Raw genomic sequence first — 14,280 nt, 5'->3', positions numbered from 1 at the left:
AAGGGTTTTCCTTTAGCAGTCAACAAACCAAAGCCGGGATGAACCCCGGGGCGTCGCATCGATCGTGGTGGAACATGGTTAACAAACCCCTAGCCGCGCCTCGCAGGCACCGACCAGGCCGTGCCCCGCGGCCGATCAAACGACACCTAAACGCCGTCGCAAGTGCTGTGCATTCACATTGCAACATTATTTGGTGATATTCGTTGGACCCCGTTTCGCCGTTGGTCAATGCAAAAACAGCCGGCGAAGCCGAATTTGCGGCAATCGGTGGCGACGGTGGAGTAGTTGTTGGGCGTCGCCGCGGTTCCGTTTCGCTCGCGCACCATCACCTGTCCTACCGCGGTGGCGTGGTGGAGACGATGCCGCATCGCATCATAGTTGCGCCAGCAGTAAACGCGCGCATGCCCGGCAGTTGTTCGCGCCGGTGTCGAAGATTCGCCGCACCGACACGCCCTTGTCGTCGAAGAGTTCGCGGCGCTTCATGTTCGTCTAACGCTCGTTTCGTGCCGGCCTCGTGAGTCATCGGAGCGCACGCGGGGCGGTTTGCGCACCGTGGCCTTCCTACCTGCGCCGCCCCGCTACGCCCGCCGCATTGACAAACCGCGCTGCGCAGGGCCTATTGGATCCAATATCGTGCTCGACGCGAGGAGAGGAAAATGAGTCGACCCGCCCCAACCCAGGACGCCGCGCCGCCCTGGCCGCTCCACACCTGGTATGTCGCGGCCGCAGCCGACGAACTCGCCGACCGCCCGCTCGGTCGCACCATTTGCGGGATACCCATGGTATTCTTTCGCGGCGCGGAGGGAGCGGTCGTCGCGCTCGAGGATTTCTGCCCGCACCGCGGTGCGCCGCTCTCCCTGGGCTTCGTGCGGGATGGTGAGCTGGTGTGCGGCTATCACGGGCTGGTGATGGGCTGCGCCGGGCGCGCCACGGCGATGCCCGGCCAGCGAGTTGAGAAATTCGCCGGCATCCGCCGCTTCGCGGTTATCGAGCGCTACGGCTTTCTCTGGGTATGGCCCGGGGAGGCGGAGACCGCAGATCCGAGCAAGCTTCACCACCTCGCCTGGGCCGAGAGCCCGGACTGGGCCTATGGCGGCGGCTATTACCATATCGCCTGCGACTATCGGCTGATGGTCGACAATCTGATGGATCTCACCCACGAAACCTATGTCCACAGCACCAGCATCGGCCAGAAGGAGATCGACGAGGCGCCGGTCGAGACGCTGATCGAGGGCGAGCAGGTGGTCACCCGCCGCTTCATGGACGGGATCGAGGCGCCGCCTTTCTGGAAGATGGCGCTGCGCGGCGCCGGTCTACCCGATGACCAGCCGGTCGATCGCTGGCAGATCTGCCGCTTCACCCTGCCGAGTCATATCCTGATCGAAGTCGGCGTCGCGCTCGCCGGCAAGGGCGGCTATCATGCCGAGGATCGCTGGAAGGCGGCGAGCATCGTCGTCGACTTCATCACCCCCGAGACCGAGACCTCGCACCATTATTTCTGGGGCATGGCGCGACGCTTCGCGGTGGCGGACAGCGCGCTGACCGACACGATCCGCGCGGGCCAGGGCAAGATCTTCGGCGAGGACCTCGAGATGCTCGAACGCCAGCAGGCCAATCTGCTGCGCTATCCCGATCGGCGGCTGATGAAGCTCAACATCGATGCGGGCGGGGTGCGCTCGCGGCTGATGATCGAGCGGGCAATCGCCGCCGAGCAGGCAGCACCGGTCGACGCCGCGGCCTGACCCCTTGGCGTGCCGCCGTGCCGATGCTTTAAGCACGGGCGATGGACAAGCCTGCCAAGCCGGGCCAGCAGGTGCTGGTCGCGCTCCGCCGTATGATCGCCGACGGCACGATCAAGCCGGGCGCACGGATCGCCGAGATCCCTACCGCCGCGGCGCTGGGCGTATCGCGCATGCCCGTGCGCACGGCGCTGCGCGCGCTGGAGCATGAGGGGCTGGTCGAGAAGCTCGGCGCGCGCGGCTATACCCCGCGCGCGGTGAACGCGGCCGCGATCACCGGGGCGATCGAGGTGCGCGGCGTGCTCGAAGGGCTGGCGGCGCGCCGGGTCGCGGAGCGCGGGCTGGGCGAGGCGGAAGCGGCGCAGCTGGACGCCATCCTGGCGGAAGGCGATGCGCTGTTCGCCAAGGGTCACCTCGCCGATGGCGATCTCGACGGCTTCTACCGCTACAACCTCTCCTTTCACGACCTGCTAATCGCGGCGAGCGGCAACCCCTCGATCGCGCTGGCGCTCGGCCGCAACAACCATCTGCCCTTTGCCTCGGCGGCGGCGCTGGCGCTGGACTGGGACGACCTTGAGGGCGAATACCGCCATCTGCTGGCGGCGCATCACGAGCATCGCGCCGTGTTCGAGGCGATCCGCACCGGTGACGCCGATCGCGCCGAGCGGCTGATGCGCGGGCACGCGGCGGTGGCGGTCGCCAACCGCCGGGCGTTCCGCATGCTGGCGGAGTAGAACCGGCTCAGGCCAGTTGCTCGTCCGGCCAGACTTCGGTGTCGACCTGCGCCTGCGCCTCTTGCGCATAGCGCGGGCCGGCGGCGGCATCGGGCGGGAAGAGCGCGTCGACCCGGGCGAGAAGCTCGGGCGCCACCGGATGCGCGAAGGTGCCGAGCAGGTCGTCGAGATGGTCGATCCGGGTGGTGCCGGGAATCGGTACGATAAAGTCGCGCCGCGACAGCACCCACGCCATGCACAATTGTGCCATCGAGCATCCTGCCGCCGCGGCGATGGTGCGGAAGCGCGCGGCCATGTCGAGGTTGCGGGTGAGATTGTCGCCCTGGAAGCGCGGCATGCCGCAGCGCAGGTCGCCCTCCGGCACGCCCTCGGCGCCGACCCCGCCCGCGAGCAGCCCGCGGGCGACCGGCGAGAAGGCGACGAAGCCGGTGCCGAGCTCGGCGCAGGCATCGAGCACCGCGATCTCCGGGTTGCGCGTCCAGGGCGAATATTCGGTCTGCATCGCCGCGATTGGATGCACGGCATGCGCCCGTCGGAGCGTCGTCGCCGACATTTCGGAGAGGCCGATCGCGCCGATCTTGCCCGCCTCCACCGCGCGGGCGAGGGCGCCGACCGATTCCTCCACCGGCACGTTCGGGTCGAGGCGGTGCATGTAATAGAGGTCGATATGATCGGTGTTCAGCCGGCGGAGGGAGTCCTCCAGCGTGCGGGTGATCGCTTCCGGGCTGCCGTCGATCCCGCGCTTGCCGTCCGATCCGCCGAGCACGCACTTGCTCGCCAGCGTGAAGTCGGCGCGGCGGTGCATCACCGTGCGGCCCAGCAGTTCCTCGTTGGCACCGAAGCCGTAGAGCGCGGCGGTGTCTAGGAAGGTTACGCCCGCATCCAGCGCATGTAGCAGCAGCCGCTCGGCATCGGCCGCGTCGGGGCGTGGCAGATAGGCGTGGCTGAGATTCATGCAGCCAAGCCCGATCGCCGAGACGGTGAAGGGGCCGATTTTACGGATGGGCAGCGTCGTCATGGTCAGAGCGGCAATCCTACATAGTTTTCGGCGATCGTCGTCTGTGCCGCGTGCGACGTGGCGATATAGTCCAGGTCGGCGAGCTGCATCCGGCGATCGAACGCATCGGTCTCCGGAAAACGATGCATCAGCTTGGTCAGTTGCCACGAGAAGCGCTCGGATTTCCAGACCCGGGCGAGCGCCTTTTGTGAATAGCCGCCGATCGCGTCCTGGTCGCCATGCCGATAGTGGCGAACCAGCGCCTCGGACAGATAATGGACGTCGGACGCGGCGAGGTTGAGCCCCTTGGCGCCGGTCGGCGGCACGATGTGCGCGCTGTCCCCCGCGAGCAGCAGCCGGCCGTGGCGCATCGGCTCGAACACGAAGGAGCGTAAGGGCGCGACCGACTTCTCGATCGCCGGGCCGCGCGTCAGGTTCGCTGCGGCTTCGGGCCCGAGGCGCACCGCCAGTTCGTCCCACAGCCGGTCATCGGGCCAGTCGCCGAGGTCCTCGTCGAGCGGCACCTGGATATAATAGCGGCTGCGCGTCGCCGAGCGCATCGAAGCGAGCGCGAAGCCGCGGTCGTGGTTGGCGTAGATCAGCTCGTGATGGCAGGGCGGCACATCGGCAAGGATGCCGAGCCAGCCGAACGGGTACACCTTCTCGTAGGCGGCGCCGACGCTGGCAGGAATTGCCTTGCGCGAGGGCCCGTGGAAGCCGTCGCAGCCGCAAATGAAGTCCGCATCGATCCGCTCGGCGCGGCCTTCCCGGGTGTAGGTGAGATAGGGCGCATCGCTTTCGAGATCGTGCAGCGTGACGTCGGTCGCCTGGTAGATCACCTGCAGACCGCGCGCGGGCGCGGCTTCCATCAGGTCGCGGGTCAGTTCGGTCTGGCCGTAGACAAGGACATGGTGGCCGGTGAGCTCGGTGACGGGAATGCGGATCAGCCGATCGCCATCGGCAAGCGCGAAGCCGTCGTGCGGCAGACCCTCGCGGTGCATGCGGTCGGCAAGGCCCACGCGCTCCATCAGCATCGTCGCGGTGCGCTCCAGCACGCCGGCGCGGATACGGCCCAGCACATAATCGGGCGTGGCGCGCTCGACGACCACCACGTCGATGCCCTCCGCCCGCAGCAAATGGCCGAGCAGCAATCCCGCCGGGCCTGCGCCGATGATCGCAACCTGTGTCCGCATGCGCGCCTCTCCAGTTTTCTTGTTGCGCAGCATGGTGCCGAGGCGCGCGCCGGTGCGTGAGGGACACGTCAACCTTTTGCTTGGACGATTCGCCCGGCCGTGCGACGCTCCGTTCATGCGTGCACGGAGCCCGGTCCCGGCCTTTTATCTCTATGGCGAGCCGCAGCGGGGCGTCACCGAGGGGTTCGTCCATGTCGAGGATCTCGACGATCGCTCGCGGCCGAGCGAATGGACGATACGCCCGCATCTCCACCGCGATCTCCACCATGTGATCCTGATCGCCGAGGGCGGCGGCACGATGACCGCCGAGGCCGAGACGGCGACGTTCGCGGCGCCCGCGCTGCTGCTGGTGCCTGCCGGCATTGTCCACGGCTTTGGCTGGCACCAGGAGTCGCGCGGCTGGGTGTGCACCATCGCCGACGCCTATTTCGCCCAGCTGGCGATGCGCGACCCGGCGCTCGACGGATTGTTCCGGATGCCGCGGGCGCTGTCGTTGACCGACGGCGAGGGGGAGGCGATCGCCGCTTCGCTTGGCGAGGTGCAGCGCGAGCTCAGCTGGTCCACACCCGGCCAGCGCGCGGCGGTGGAGGCGGCGCTGCTCGCGATCCTGGTGCGCAGCCTGCGCTGCGGCGGGGCGGCGGCGGCGCGGGGCAGCGGCAGCCGGCGCGAGGCGGAGGTGGTGGCGCGGCTGCGCGCGCGGATCGAGGCGCGGTTCCGCCTGCGCGAGCCGGTGGGGGTCCATGCCCGCGCGCTGGGGGTGAGCGTCACCGCGCTGCGCCTCGCCTGCAGCCGGGTCGCCGGGAGCAGCCCCGCGGCGATGCTCGATGCACGCGCATTGCTCGAGGCGCGGCGGCTGCTGCTCTATTCGAACCTGTCGGTCGGCGAGGTGGCCGACGCGGTGGGGTTCGAGGACCCGGCCTATTTCTCGCGCTTCTTCGCCCGCCACGTCGGCACCCCGCCGCGCGCCTTTCGCGAACGGAGCGGGGCCTCAGCCGCGCGCTAGGATCTTGCGATAGAGCGCGATGTAGCGATCGGCCATTGCCTCCACCGAGAAGCGCGCCTCGATCGCGTGGCGGCACGCGGCGCGGTCGATCAATCCGACGCGGTCGACCGCTTCCACCGCGTCGTCGGCCGAGGCGACCAGCAGCCCGGTTTCGCCGTCGTCGATCAACTCGGGCATCGATCCGCGGCGGACCGCGATCACCGGCGTGCCGCACGCCATCGCCTCGATCACCGAGAGGCCGAATGGCTCATCGAAGTTGATCAGGTGCAGCAGGGCGCGGGCGCTGCCGAGGGCGCGGATGCGTTCCTCGCCGCCCACCGGGCCGTGATAGACGATGCGGTCATCGAGGTGCGGCTGCACCGCGCGCTCGAAATAGCCCTGGTCCTGGATGATGCCGTAGATGCTGAGCCGGCGGCCGGTCGCTTGGGCGACGGCGATCGCCTCGGCGGCGCCCTTGTCCGGGTGCATGCGGCCGAAGAACAGCAGGTCGTCGCTGCCTGCTCCATTGAAGGCGAATTCGTCGAGGCGGATGCCGTGGTGGATCGTCGCGGCATAGCGCAGTGCTGGGTGCCGATCGGCATCCGAGATCGCGACATAGTGCACGCGCTCCTCGAACGGCTTGTACATCGGCAGGATGCGCTCGGAGGAGAAGCCGTGAATCGTCGTCACCATCGGCGTGTCGATCAGCGGGGCATAGGCGTGGGCGGGGAAATCGGCCTGGTTGTGGATCAGGTCGAACTCGGATGCGCGGGCGAAGAGGTGCGACTGGTGGGCATATTCCCACACCTTCGCGTCGATCGCCGGATCTTCCTCGTAGCCGCGCGGCACCACCCCGGCGAGGCGGGCGGTGGTGACCGAGTCCTGCGTGGCGAACAGGGTGACGTCGACACCTTTCGCCACCAGCGCTTCGGTGAGCAGGCTCGTCACCAGCTCCCACGGGCCGTAATGCCGCGGCGGGGTGCGCCAGGCGATCGGCGCGAGCATGGCGATCTTCATGCGGCGATGCCCGAACCGGTGCCGTGCCCCTGCGAAAGCAGGGGCCCAGGGTAGGAGAGCGAATCGCGTGTGGCTCTGGGCCCCTGCTTTCGCAGGGGCACGGGAGGGGTGATCATGTGAGCAAAATGCCTTGGTTGGGGGCGAGCGGGAGGGTGGTGCCCTCCACGCGGAGATCGTGGCTGGGCGTGGTGAGCGCCGGCGCCAGCGCGGCGGCCCATTCCGGCAAGGCCAGCGTCTGCGGCGCGTTCGACAGGTTGAGCGCCACGAGCACGCGCGCGTCGCCATGCCGGCGCTCATACGCCAGCACCGCGCCGTCGCTCGATACGGCGTGCCAGCTCCCCGCCGATAGCGCGGGATGCACCCGCCGCAGCTGGAGCAGCGCGCGGGTGAAGGCCAGCATCGAGCCCGCTTCGTCGCGCTGGGCCATCACGTTGCGCGTTGCCCAATCGGGATTGAGCGGCAGCCAGGGCTCGACGCTGCTGAACCCGGCATGCGCGCTGGCGTCCCAAGGCATCGGCGTGCGGACCTCGTCACGGTTGAACGCGGTCTCGGGTTCGCGCAGCGCCTGCGGGTCGCGCACCCGGTTCGTCGGGATGGCGACATTCGGCATGCCGAGCTCGTCGCCCTGATACAGCGTCGGCGTGCCGCGCAGCGTGAGCAGCAGCATCATCGCCACTGCCGCCTGCTCCGGCCCCACCCGCGAGGCGACGCGGGGCTTGTCGTGGTTGCCGAGGACCCAGTTGGGCCAGCCACCGGCGGGCAGGGCGCCTTCATAGTCGGCGATCAGCTTGGCCAGCGCCGCGGCGTCCCAGCGCGCGTCGAGCAGATGGAAATTGAAGGGCAGATGCACGCCATTGCCGCCCTCGCCATAATAGGCGACGAGCCGCGGGATCGGCAGGTAGATCTCGCCGATCAGCACCCGCTCGGGATAGGCTTCCGCCACGTCTCGCATCGCGGCGATGATCTCCATCATCTCGGGCTGGTCGGCGGAGTGGAGCGGCAGCAGCCGCTCGATGTCCTGCATCCCCTCGCGCCAATCGGGGTTGGCGGGATTGTCGGGGAAGTCGGGATGCTTGATCGCCAGCCACAGCACGTCGATGCGGAAGCCGTCGACCCCGCGATCGAACCAGAAGCGCATTGCGTCGAGCATTGCCGCGCGCAGATCCGGGTTGCGCCAGTTGAGCTCGGGCTGCTCTTTCAGGAACTGGTGGAGATAATATTGGCCGGTGGCCGCATCCCATTCCCAGGCGCTGCCGCCGAAATAGCTCTGCCAGTTGTTGGGCGGGCCGCCCTCGGGGGCGGGGTCGCGCCAGATATACCAGTCGCGCTTGGGGTTCTTGCGCGAGGAGCGGCTTTCGAGGAACCAGGGGTGTTCGCTCGAGCTGTGGTTGGGGACGAAGTCGAGCAGCAGCTTGAGGCCGCGGGCATGGGCCGCGTCGCGCAAGCGGTCGAAATCGGCGAGCGTGCCGAAGCGCTTATCAATCCCGCAATAGTCCGCCACGTCATAGCCGAAATCGGCCATCGGCGAGGGGAAGATCGGCGACAGCCACACCGCGTCCACGCCGAGATCGACCAGATAGTCCAGCCGCGCGGTCACGCCCGCCAGATCGCCGATGCCGTCGCCGTTCGAGTCGTTGAACGAGCGCGGATAGACCTGGTAGATCACGCCCGTCTGCCACCAGAGCGGTTCGGTCATTGGGGACATCCTTCGATCCTCCCCGAAACGGGGAGGGGGACCGCGCGGCGCAGCCGCGTGGTGGAGGGGGAGTGCGGCAAGGGCACCCGGTGCGGAGGCCCCCCTCCACCATGCTGCGCATGGTCCCCCTCCCCGTTCCGGGGAAGATCTGGGTGGTGCTTCACCGGAATCGCTCTTTCGGGATATGCGTGATCCGGCACGCCAGGTCCGCTTCGCCGCTTGCTACGATGTACCGTTCGCCGGCATCGACCAGCCCGGTGGTGAATACCACCGGCGTCGGCAGGTACAACTGGTGCGCGATGTCCGCGGTCAGCGCCGGATTGGCTTCCAGCAGCGGCACCGTGTCTTCCTGCCGCAGGATCACGCTGGGGTCGTCGCGATCGAGCAGCGCCCAGAAGCTGCGATAGATGCCGACCGCGTCGCGCTTCTCCACGCCGTGATAGATCAGCAGCCAGCCGGCATCGGTCAGCACCGGCTGGCTGCCGCCGCCGATCCGCTGGTTCGAGGTAGAGCCCTTGCGCGCGCGGATGCCCGGCTGGTCGAGCGGCTTCCAGTGCAGCCCGTCGGGCGAGCGGGCGAGGTTGATCGAGGGGCCGCCGAGCCAGGGCGAGTCGTCCGGATAGGCGAAATAGACCTCGCCCAGAGGCCGGGTCAGCGCGTGGAAGAAGCCGCCGATGCGGCCCTCGAACAGCAGCATGTCCTTGTTCTGATGATCGAGCACGACGCCCAGCAGTTCCCAGTCGAGGCCGTTCGTGGAGCGATACATTGCGGTGCAGTGCCGCTCCGCCGAGACGCCGCACACCGTCATCCAGTAGGTGCCGTCGATGCACGTGATCCGCGCATCCTCGACGCCGTAATCCATGTAGGACGCCGAGGGCTGGATCGCCTTGTCGTAATGCACCGCCACTACCTTTCGGGCATCGGCGTCCAGCTCCACCGGCAGCAGCCAGGACAGCGAGGTGAGCCCGAGCAGGCGGGGCGCGCGGTCCTTGAGCGCGAACTGGCGGGGGTCGGCCATGTCGAGCCCCGCCACCGGATGGGCATCCAGCACATAGCCCGAGGGCGTCCAGCGAATCGCCCGCGCATGGCCGTCTACCACCGGATCGCGCAGCGCCTCGGCCACGCGGACCATCAGCAGCAGGTTGCCGTTCGGCAGCCGCGCGAAGCCAGGGTTGAAGGCGCCCAGCACATAGGTCGCGTCGTCCACGCCCGCCCGCAGCGGCGAGCGGCTCAGGTCGACATCGTCGGGCCGGAAGATCAGATAATCGTCGCTCAAGCGCTTGCCCCCATGGGTTTCACGCCCAGCAACGGAGTCAGGCCCCGGCGGTTCCGGCTTCCTGCGCTTGGCGATGATGCCGGATCACCTCGTCGATGATGAAGCGCAGGAATTTCTCGGAAAATTCGGGGTCGAGATCGGCGTCCTGCGCCAGCGCGCGGAGCCGGGCGATCTGCGCTTCCTCGCGGCCGGGATCTGCAGCCGGAAGGCCGGTCTCGGCCTTGTAGCGGCCTACCGCCTGGGTCACCTTGAACCGCTCGGCGAGCATGAAGACGAGCGCCGCATCGATATTGTCGATGCTCTGGCGATAGCGGGTCAGCGTCGCGTCGGTCATGCGAATCTCCTTTGCCGCTGCGGCACGGCCATGCAAGCACCTCTTGCCTTTGCAATGCACAAAGGCCAGAGGCTCGTTGCATATGAGCGCAACCGTCCACCGCCTGGGCTCGCGAACCCAGCCTTCGCTCGATCCGATCATGGCGCTGGTCGCCCAGGACATGAACCTGGTCAACGCGGTGATCCTCGATCGCATGCAGTCCGAGATTCCGCTGATCCCCGAACTCGCCGGCCATCTGATCGCGGGCGGCGGCAAGCGGATGCGGCCGATGCTGACGCTCGCCAGCGCCCGACTGTTCGGCTATTCGGGCACGCGCCACCATAAATTGGCAGCGGCCGTGGAGTTCATCCACACCGCGACGCTGCTCCACGACGACGTGGTCGACAGCTCGGACCTGCGCCGCGGCCGCCGCACCGCCAACATCATCTGGGGCAATCCGGCCAGCGTGCTGGTCGGCGACTTCCTGTTCAGCCGCTCGTTCGAGCTGATGGTCGAGGCCGAGAGCCTGAAGGCGCTGCACATCCTGTCCAACGCCAGCGCGGTGATCGCGGAAGGCGAAGTCAACCAGCTCACCGCAGTGCGCCGGATCGACCTGTCCGAGGATCGCTATCTCGACATCATCGGCGCCAAGACCGCCGCGCTGTTCGCCGCCGCCTGTCGCGTGTCTGCGGTAGTCGCCGAGCGTCCGGAAGCGGAGGAGCTCGCGCTCGACGCCTATGGCCGCAACCTCGGCATCGCCTTCCAGCTGGTCGATGATGCGATCGATTACGTGTCGGACGCGTCGACCATGGGCAAGGATGCCGGCGACGACTTCCGCGAAGGCAAGATGACGCTGCCGGTGATCCTCGCCTATGCGCGCGGCAACGAGGCGGAACGCGGCTTCTGGAAGGAAGCGATCTCCGGCCGCCGCATCGCGGACGAGGATTTCGCCGAGGCGATCCGGCTGGTGCAGAGCTGCCGCGCGGTAGACGATACGCTGGCGCGCGCCCGCCACTACGGCCAGCGCGCGATCGATGCGCTGGGCGGCTTCCGCGCCTGTGAGGCCAAGGACGCGATGGTGGAAGCCGTGGAATTCGCGGTGGCGCGCGCCTACTGACGCGCGCCGACCGGAATCATTCTTCGGTCGACTTCTCTTCGCCGTCCTCCTCGTCGACTTCGAGCGCGTCCTCCTCGTCCATGTCGAGCACCTCTTCGATGCCCTCGACGATCAGGTCGAGCTGCTCGTAGCTCGCCGTCATCTCGATGGTTTCACCGTCCTCGTCCTCGAGGTGCAGCGTGTAATCGCCGTCGCTGTCCGGCGTGATGGTGAACTGGGAAAGGATTCGTGCCATGTCGCGCTCCTCTGGCGGTGAGTCCGCCTAACCACGCTTGTCCCGAATGGTTGCAGCCGAATGACGTCCTCCCTGCCGATCCACGCTGTTTTGCCGGCGCTGCTCGACGCGCTGCGGGGGGGGAGCAACGCGGTGCTGGTCGCGCCACCGGGTGCGGGCAAGACCACGGCGGTGGCACCCGCCCTGCTCGGCGAGGCCTGGTGCACCGGTGAAATCCTGCTGCTCTCCCCGCGCAGGCTCGCCGCGCGCGCGGCGGCGGAGCGGATGGCGGCGCTGGCGGGCGAGAGCGTCGGCAAGACCTTCGGCTATGCCACGCGGATGGACAGCAAGCGCTCGGCGGCGACGCGCGTGACGGTCGTGACCGAAGGCATCTTCGTCAACCGCATCCAGGCCGATCCCGAGCTGGTCGGCGTCTCGGCGGTGCTGTTCGATGAGGTGCATGAGCGCAGCCTCGACAGCGACTTCGGTCTCGCCCTCGCGCTCGATGCGCAAGGCGCGCTGCGGCCCGACCTGCGGCTGGTCGCGATGTCGGCGACGCTGGACGGCAGCCGCTTTTCCGGGCTGATGGGCGACGCGCCCGTCGTGGAGAGCGAAGGCCGCAGCTTCCCGCTGACGCTGCGCCATCTCGGCCGCGCCGCGGAGGCGCGCATCGAGGACAGCGTCGCCGCGGCGGTGCGACAGGCGCTGCGCGAGGAGGAGGGCGGCATCCTCGCCTTCCTGCCGGGCGTCGCCGAGATCGAGCGGACCGCCGAGCGGCTGGGCGACCTGGGCGGCGCGGTGCTGCACCGGCTGCACGGCAGCCTGGAGCCGGCCGCCCAGCGCGCCGCGATCGCGCCCGATCGCGAGGGGCGGCGCAAGATCGTGCTGGCGACCTCGATCGCCGAGACCTCGCTGACGCTTGACGGCATTCGGGTGGTGGTCGATTCGGGGCTCGCGCGGCGGCCGCGCTACGATCGTGCGGCGGGGATGACGCGGCTGGTCACCGAGCGGGCGAGCCAGGCGGCGGTGACGCAGCGGGCAGGGCGCGCGGCGCGGCAGGGGCCGGGAACCGCCTATCGGCTGTGGGAAGAAGCAGCGACGGCGGGGCTGCCGCGCTTCGATCCGCCCGAGATTCTGGAAGCGGACCTGTCGGCGCTGATGCTCGATTGTGCGCTGTGGGGCGTGACCGATCCGCGCCAGCTCGCCTGGCTCGATCCGCCGCCCGAGGCTGCGATCGCCGAGGCGCGGGCGCGGCTGGGCGCGCTGGAGGCGATCGATGGCGATGGGCGCCCGACCGAGCATGGCAAGGCGATCGCCCGCCTGCCGCTGCCGCCGCGGCTCGGCCACATGCTGGTGCGCGCGAGCGAACGCGGGATGGCGCGAACGGCGGCGGAGGTGGCGGTGCTGCTCGGCGAGCGCGGGCTGGGGGGCAATGATGCGGACCTCGAGCTGCGGTTGCGCCGGTGGAAGGGCGAACGCGGCCAGCGCGCGGAGAATGCGCGGCGGCTGGCCGAGCGCTGGAGCAAGCTCGTTCCCCCTCCCGCAGCGAGCGCTCCCCTCCCGCTCGCGGGAGGGGCTGGGGGAGGGGCTGACGTGGCGGCTTCATCCCTGACAGCGCAGCGGGCCAGCCGGCCATCCCCTCCCCCGACCCCTCCCGCAAGCGGGAGGGGAGCGCAGGCTGGGGGGGCGGGAGAAGACGTCGCCCTCTGCGTGGCGCTTGCCTTCCCAGACCGCGTCGCCAAGCGTCGTGACGGCTCGGGCGAGACCTGGGCCTCGGTCGGCGGGCGCGGGTTCAAGCTCGATCCGACCTCGCCGCTCGCCCGCGCCGACTGGCTTGCCGTGGCCGAGACGCAGGGCATGGCCGCCGGCGCGCGCATCCTTTCCGCCGCGCCGATCGACGCCGTGACGGTGGAATCGCTGTTCGCCGACCGCATCGAAACCCGCCGCACCGTCAGCTTCGATCCCGCCACCGGCCGCATCGAAGCCCTGCGCGAACGCCGGCTCGGCGCCGTCCGCCTCTCCGGCGGCAGCGACTCGGGCGCGACGCCGGCGGAAATCGAATCGGCATTGCTGGAAGGCGTGCGCACCCATGGCCTGCACCTGCTTCCCTGGTCCGAGACCGCGCAGGCGCTCCGCACCCGTGCCGCCTATGCGGGCATCGACGCGCTGACCGACGAAGCCCTACTCGCCACGCTGGACGACTGGCTGCCCGCGGCGCTCGAAGGCAAGCGTCGGCTGGACGCGGTGCCCCCCGAATCGCTCACCCAGGCGCTGCAGAACCTGCTCGGCTGGGACGGGCAGAAGACGCTCGATCGCCTCGCCCCCGCGCGCTTCGAAACGCCCGCCGGCTCGTCCCATGCGATCGACTATGCCGCCGAAGCCGGCCCCACGGTCGAGGTCCGCGTCCAGGCGCTGTTCGGGCTGGCAGAGCATCCGATGATCGGCGGCAACGTGCCGCTGGTGCTCAGCCTCACTTCGCCCGCAGGCCGCCCGATCCAGACGACGCGCGACCTGCCCGGCTTCTGGACGGGCAGCTGGGCGGCGGTCGCCAAGGAAATGCGCGGCCGCTACCCCCGCCATCCCTGGCCCGAGGACCCGGCAGCGGCCTCCGCAACACTCCGGACGAAAAACGCTGATGCAAGGGCGCGCGGGGCGCGCTAAAGGGTGGCCCCATGAAGTCCGCTCGCATCTATCAGCGCGTCAAGAACGCGATGCAGTCCGGCCGCGCCCGGACCGACAACTGGGTTCTCGAGTTCGAGCCGCACACGCCGCAGCGGCCCGATCCGCTGACCGGCTGGGCCGGCGGCGGCGAGACCGCGAACCAGGTCCGCATTTCCTTCCCGACGCTGGAAGCGGCCAAGGACTATGCCGAGCGCGAAGGCTATGCCTATCACGTCGTGCCGGCGCCGCAGCGCAAGCTCAAGCTGCAGGCCTACGCCGACAATTTCCGCTGATCGCCGCTGCTTCCCTCGCCCGGCGGGGGAAGTGAACGGTTGACGATG

The 14,280-nt window shown here is 69.1% G+C and carries 13 protein-coding genes; 6 read left to right on the top strand and 7 right to left on the bottom strand.

The genetic code is table 11. The features are described from left to right. The first annotated feature begins 656 nt into the window (after positions 1 to 656). On the top strand, positions 657 to 1,742 hold the full coding sequence (locus QZ670_RS14425; protein WP_294256614.1) for an aromatic ring-hydroxylating dioxygenase subunit alpha: 1,086 nt from the start codon (positions 657 to 659) through the stop codon (positions 1,740 to 1,742). Between the two features lie 41 nt (positions 1,743 to 1,783). Next, positions 1,784 to 2,473: a GntR family transcriptional regulator gene (locus QZ670_RS14420; protein WP_294256612.1), complete on the top strand. Its 690-nt coding sequence runs from the start codon at positions 1,784 to 1,786 to the stop codon at positions 2,471 to 2,473. Between the two features lie 7 nt (positions 2,474 to 2,480). Here the strand turns inward: QZ670_RS14420 and QZ670_RS14415 are convergent, their stop codons facing one another. Then, the gene (locus QZ670_RS14415) at positions 2,481 to 3,491 is read right to left on the bottom strand and encodes an aldo/keto reductase (protein ID WP_294256611.1); all 1,011 of its coding nucleotides are present in this window, start codon (positions 3,489 to 3,491) and stop codon (positions 2,481 to 2,483) included. A 2-nt stretch (positions 3,492 to 3,493) separates the two neighbouring features. Then, positions 3,494 to 4,663, bottom strand: a complete 1,170-nt coding sequence (gene pobA / locus QZ670_RS14410; protein WP_294256609.1) for a 4-hydroxybenzoate 3-monooxygenase — start codon at positions 4,661 to 4,663, stop codon at positions 3,494 to 3,496. Between the two features lie 115 nt (positions 4,664 to 4,778). Between pobA and QZ670_RS14405 the strand changes: the two genes are divergently transcribed. Further along, positions 4,779 to 5,666: a helix-turn-helix domain-containing protein gene (locus tag QZ670_RS14405; protein ID WP_294256608.1), complete on the top strand. Its 888-nt coding sequence runs from the start codon at positions 4,779 to 4,781 to the stop codon at positions 5,664 to 5,666. Here QZ670_RS14405 and QZ670_RS14400 read toward each other — a convergent pair. The 4 genes from QZ670_RS14400 to QZ670_RS14385 all read right to left on the bottom strand — a co-directional run bounded on the left by QZ670_RS14400 (position 5,652) and on the right by QZ670_RS14385 (position 9,968). Continuing rightward, complete coding sequence (locus QZ670_RS14400) at positions 5,652 to 6,662, bottom strand: glycosyltransferase family 4 protein (protein ID WP_294256606.1); 1,011 nt, start codon at positions 6,660 to 6,662, stop codon at positions 5,652 to 5,654. The genes QZ670_RS14405 and QZ670_RS14400 overlap by 15 nt on opposite strands. A 112-nt stretch (positions 6,663 to 6,774) precedes the next feature. Continuing rightward, complete coding sequence (locus QZ670_RS14395; protein ID WP_294256605.1) at positions 6,775 to 8,358, bottom strand: alpha-amylase family glycosyl hydrolase; 1,584 nt, start codon at positions 8,356 to 8,358, stop codon at positions 6,775 to 6,777. A 160-nt stretch (positions 8,359 to 8,518) separates the two neighbouring features. Next, positions 8,519 to 9,634, bottom strand: coding sequence for a glycosidase (locus tag QZ670_RS14390; protein ID WP_294256603.1), 1,116 nt, complete (start codon positions 9,632 to 9,634; stop codon positions 8,519 to 8,521). 37 nt (positions 9,635 to 9,671) lie between these two features. Then, complete coding sequence (locus tag QZ670_RS14385) at positions 9,672 to 9,968, bottom strand: chorismate mutase (protein WP_294256601.1); 297 nt, start codon at positions 9,966 to 9,968, stop codon at positions 9,672 to 9,674. Positions 9,969 to 10,050: 82 nt separating this feature from the next. Here QZ670_RS14385 and QZ670_RS14380 point away from each other — a divergent pair, with 82 nt between their 5' ends. After that, complete coding sequence (locus tag QZ670_RS14380) at positions 10,051 to 11,064, top strand: polyprenyl synthetase family protein (RefSeq protein ID WP_294256598.1); 1,014 nt, start codon at positions 10,051 to 10,053, stop codon at positions 11,062 to 11,064. A 16-nt stretch (positions 11,065 to 11,080) separates the two neighbouring features. On the opposite strand, the gene QZ670_RS14375 is transcribed toward QZ670_RS14380, so the two are convergent. Continuing rightward, positions 11,081 to 11,299, bottom strand: coding sequence for a hypothetical protein (locus tag QZ670_RS14375; RefSeq protein ID WP_294256595.1), 219 nt, complete (start codon positions 11,297 to 11,299; stop codon positions 11,081 to 11,083). 60 nt (positions 11,300 to 11,359) lie between these two features. Here QZ670_RS14375 and hrpB point away from each other — a divergent pair, with 60 nt between their 5' ends. Beyond that, positions 11,360 to 13,939, top strand: coding sequence for an ATP-dependent helicase HrpB (gene hrpB / locus QZ670_RS14370; protein WP_294256593.1), 2,580 nt, complete (start codon positions 11,360 to 11,362; stop codon positions 13,937 to 13,939). Positions 13,940 to 13,950: 11 nt separating this feature from the next. Then, positions 13,951 to 14,232, top strand: a complete 282-nt coding sequence (locus tag QZ670_RS14365; RefSeq protein WP_084584007.1) for an ETC complex I subunit — start codon at positions 13,951 to 13,953, stop codon at positions 14,230 to 14,232. The last annotated feature ends 48 nt before the right edge of the window (positions 14,233 to 14,280 follow it).

Origin of the sequence: uncultured Sphingomonas sp., assembly GCF_913774285.1 — a bacterium.
Taxonomy (GTDB): domain Bacteria; phylum Pseudomonadota; class Alphaproteobacteria; order Sphingomonadales; family Sphingomonadaceae; genus Sphingomonas.
The sequence above is the reverse complement of the archived record's forward strand: the minus strand, read 5'-3'. Positions and strand labels throughout refer to the sequence as shown.

What these genes read in the sequence shown, in the direction of transcription:
- QZ670_RS14425 (WP_294256614.1), top strand. Translation starts at nt 657, where the DNA reads ATGAGTCGACCCGCCCCAACCCAGGACGCCGCGCCGCCCTGGCCGCTC.
- QZ670_RS14420 (WP_294256612.1), top strand. Translation starts at nt 1,784, where the DNA reads ATGGACAAGCCTGCCAAGCCGGGCCAGCAGGTGCTGGTCGCGCTCCGC.
- QZ670_RS14415 (WP_294256611.1), bottom strand. Translation starts at nt 3,491, where the DNA reads ATGACGACGCTGCCCATCCGTAAAATCGGCCCCTTCACCGTCTCGGCG.
- pobA (WP_294256609.1), bottom strand. Translation starts at nt 4,663, where the DNA reads ATGCGGACACAGGTTGCGATCATCGGCGCAGGCCCGGCGGGATTGCTG.
- QZ670_RS14405 (WP_294256608.1), top strand. Translation starts at nt 4,779, where the DNA reads ATGCGTGCACGGAGCCCGGTCCCGGCCTTTTATCTCTATGGCGAGCCG.
- QZ670_RS14400 (WP_294256606.1), bottom strand. Translation starts at nt 6,662, where the DNA reads ATGAAGATCGCCATGCTCGCGCCGATCGCCTGGCGCACCCCGCCGCGG.
- QZ670_RS14395 (WP_294256605.1), bottom strand. Translation starts at nt 8,358, where the DNA reads ATGACCGAACCGCTCTGGTGGCAGACGGGCGTGATCTACCAGGTCTAT.
- QZ670_RS14385 (WP_294256601.1), bottom strand. Translation starts at nt 9,968, where the DNA reads ATGACCGACGCGACGCTGACCCGCTATCGCCAGAGCATCGACAATATC.
- QZ670_RS14380 (WP_294256598.1), top strand. Translation starts at nt 10,051, where the DNA reads ATGAGCGCAACCGTCCACCGCCTGGGCTCGCGAACCCAGCCTTCGCTC.
- QZ670_RS14375 (WP_294256595.1), bottom strand. Translation starts at nt 11,299, where the DNA reads ATGGCACGAATCCTTTCCCAGTTCACCATCACGCCGGACAGCGACGGC.
- hrpB (WP_294256593.1), top strand. Translation starts at nt 11,360, where the DNA reads ATGACGTCCTCCCTGCCGATCCACGCTGTTTTGCCGGCGCTGCTCGAC.
- QZ670_RS14365 (WP_084584007.1), top strand. Translation starts at nt 13,951, where the DNA reads ATGAAGTCCGCTCGCATCTATCAGCGCGTCAAGAACGCGATGCAGTCC.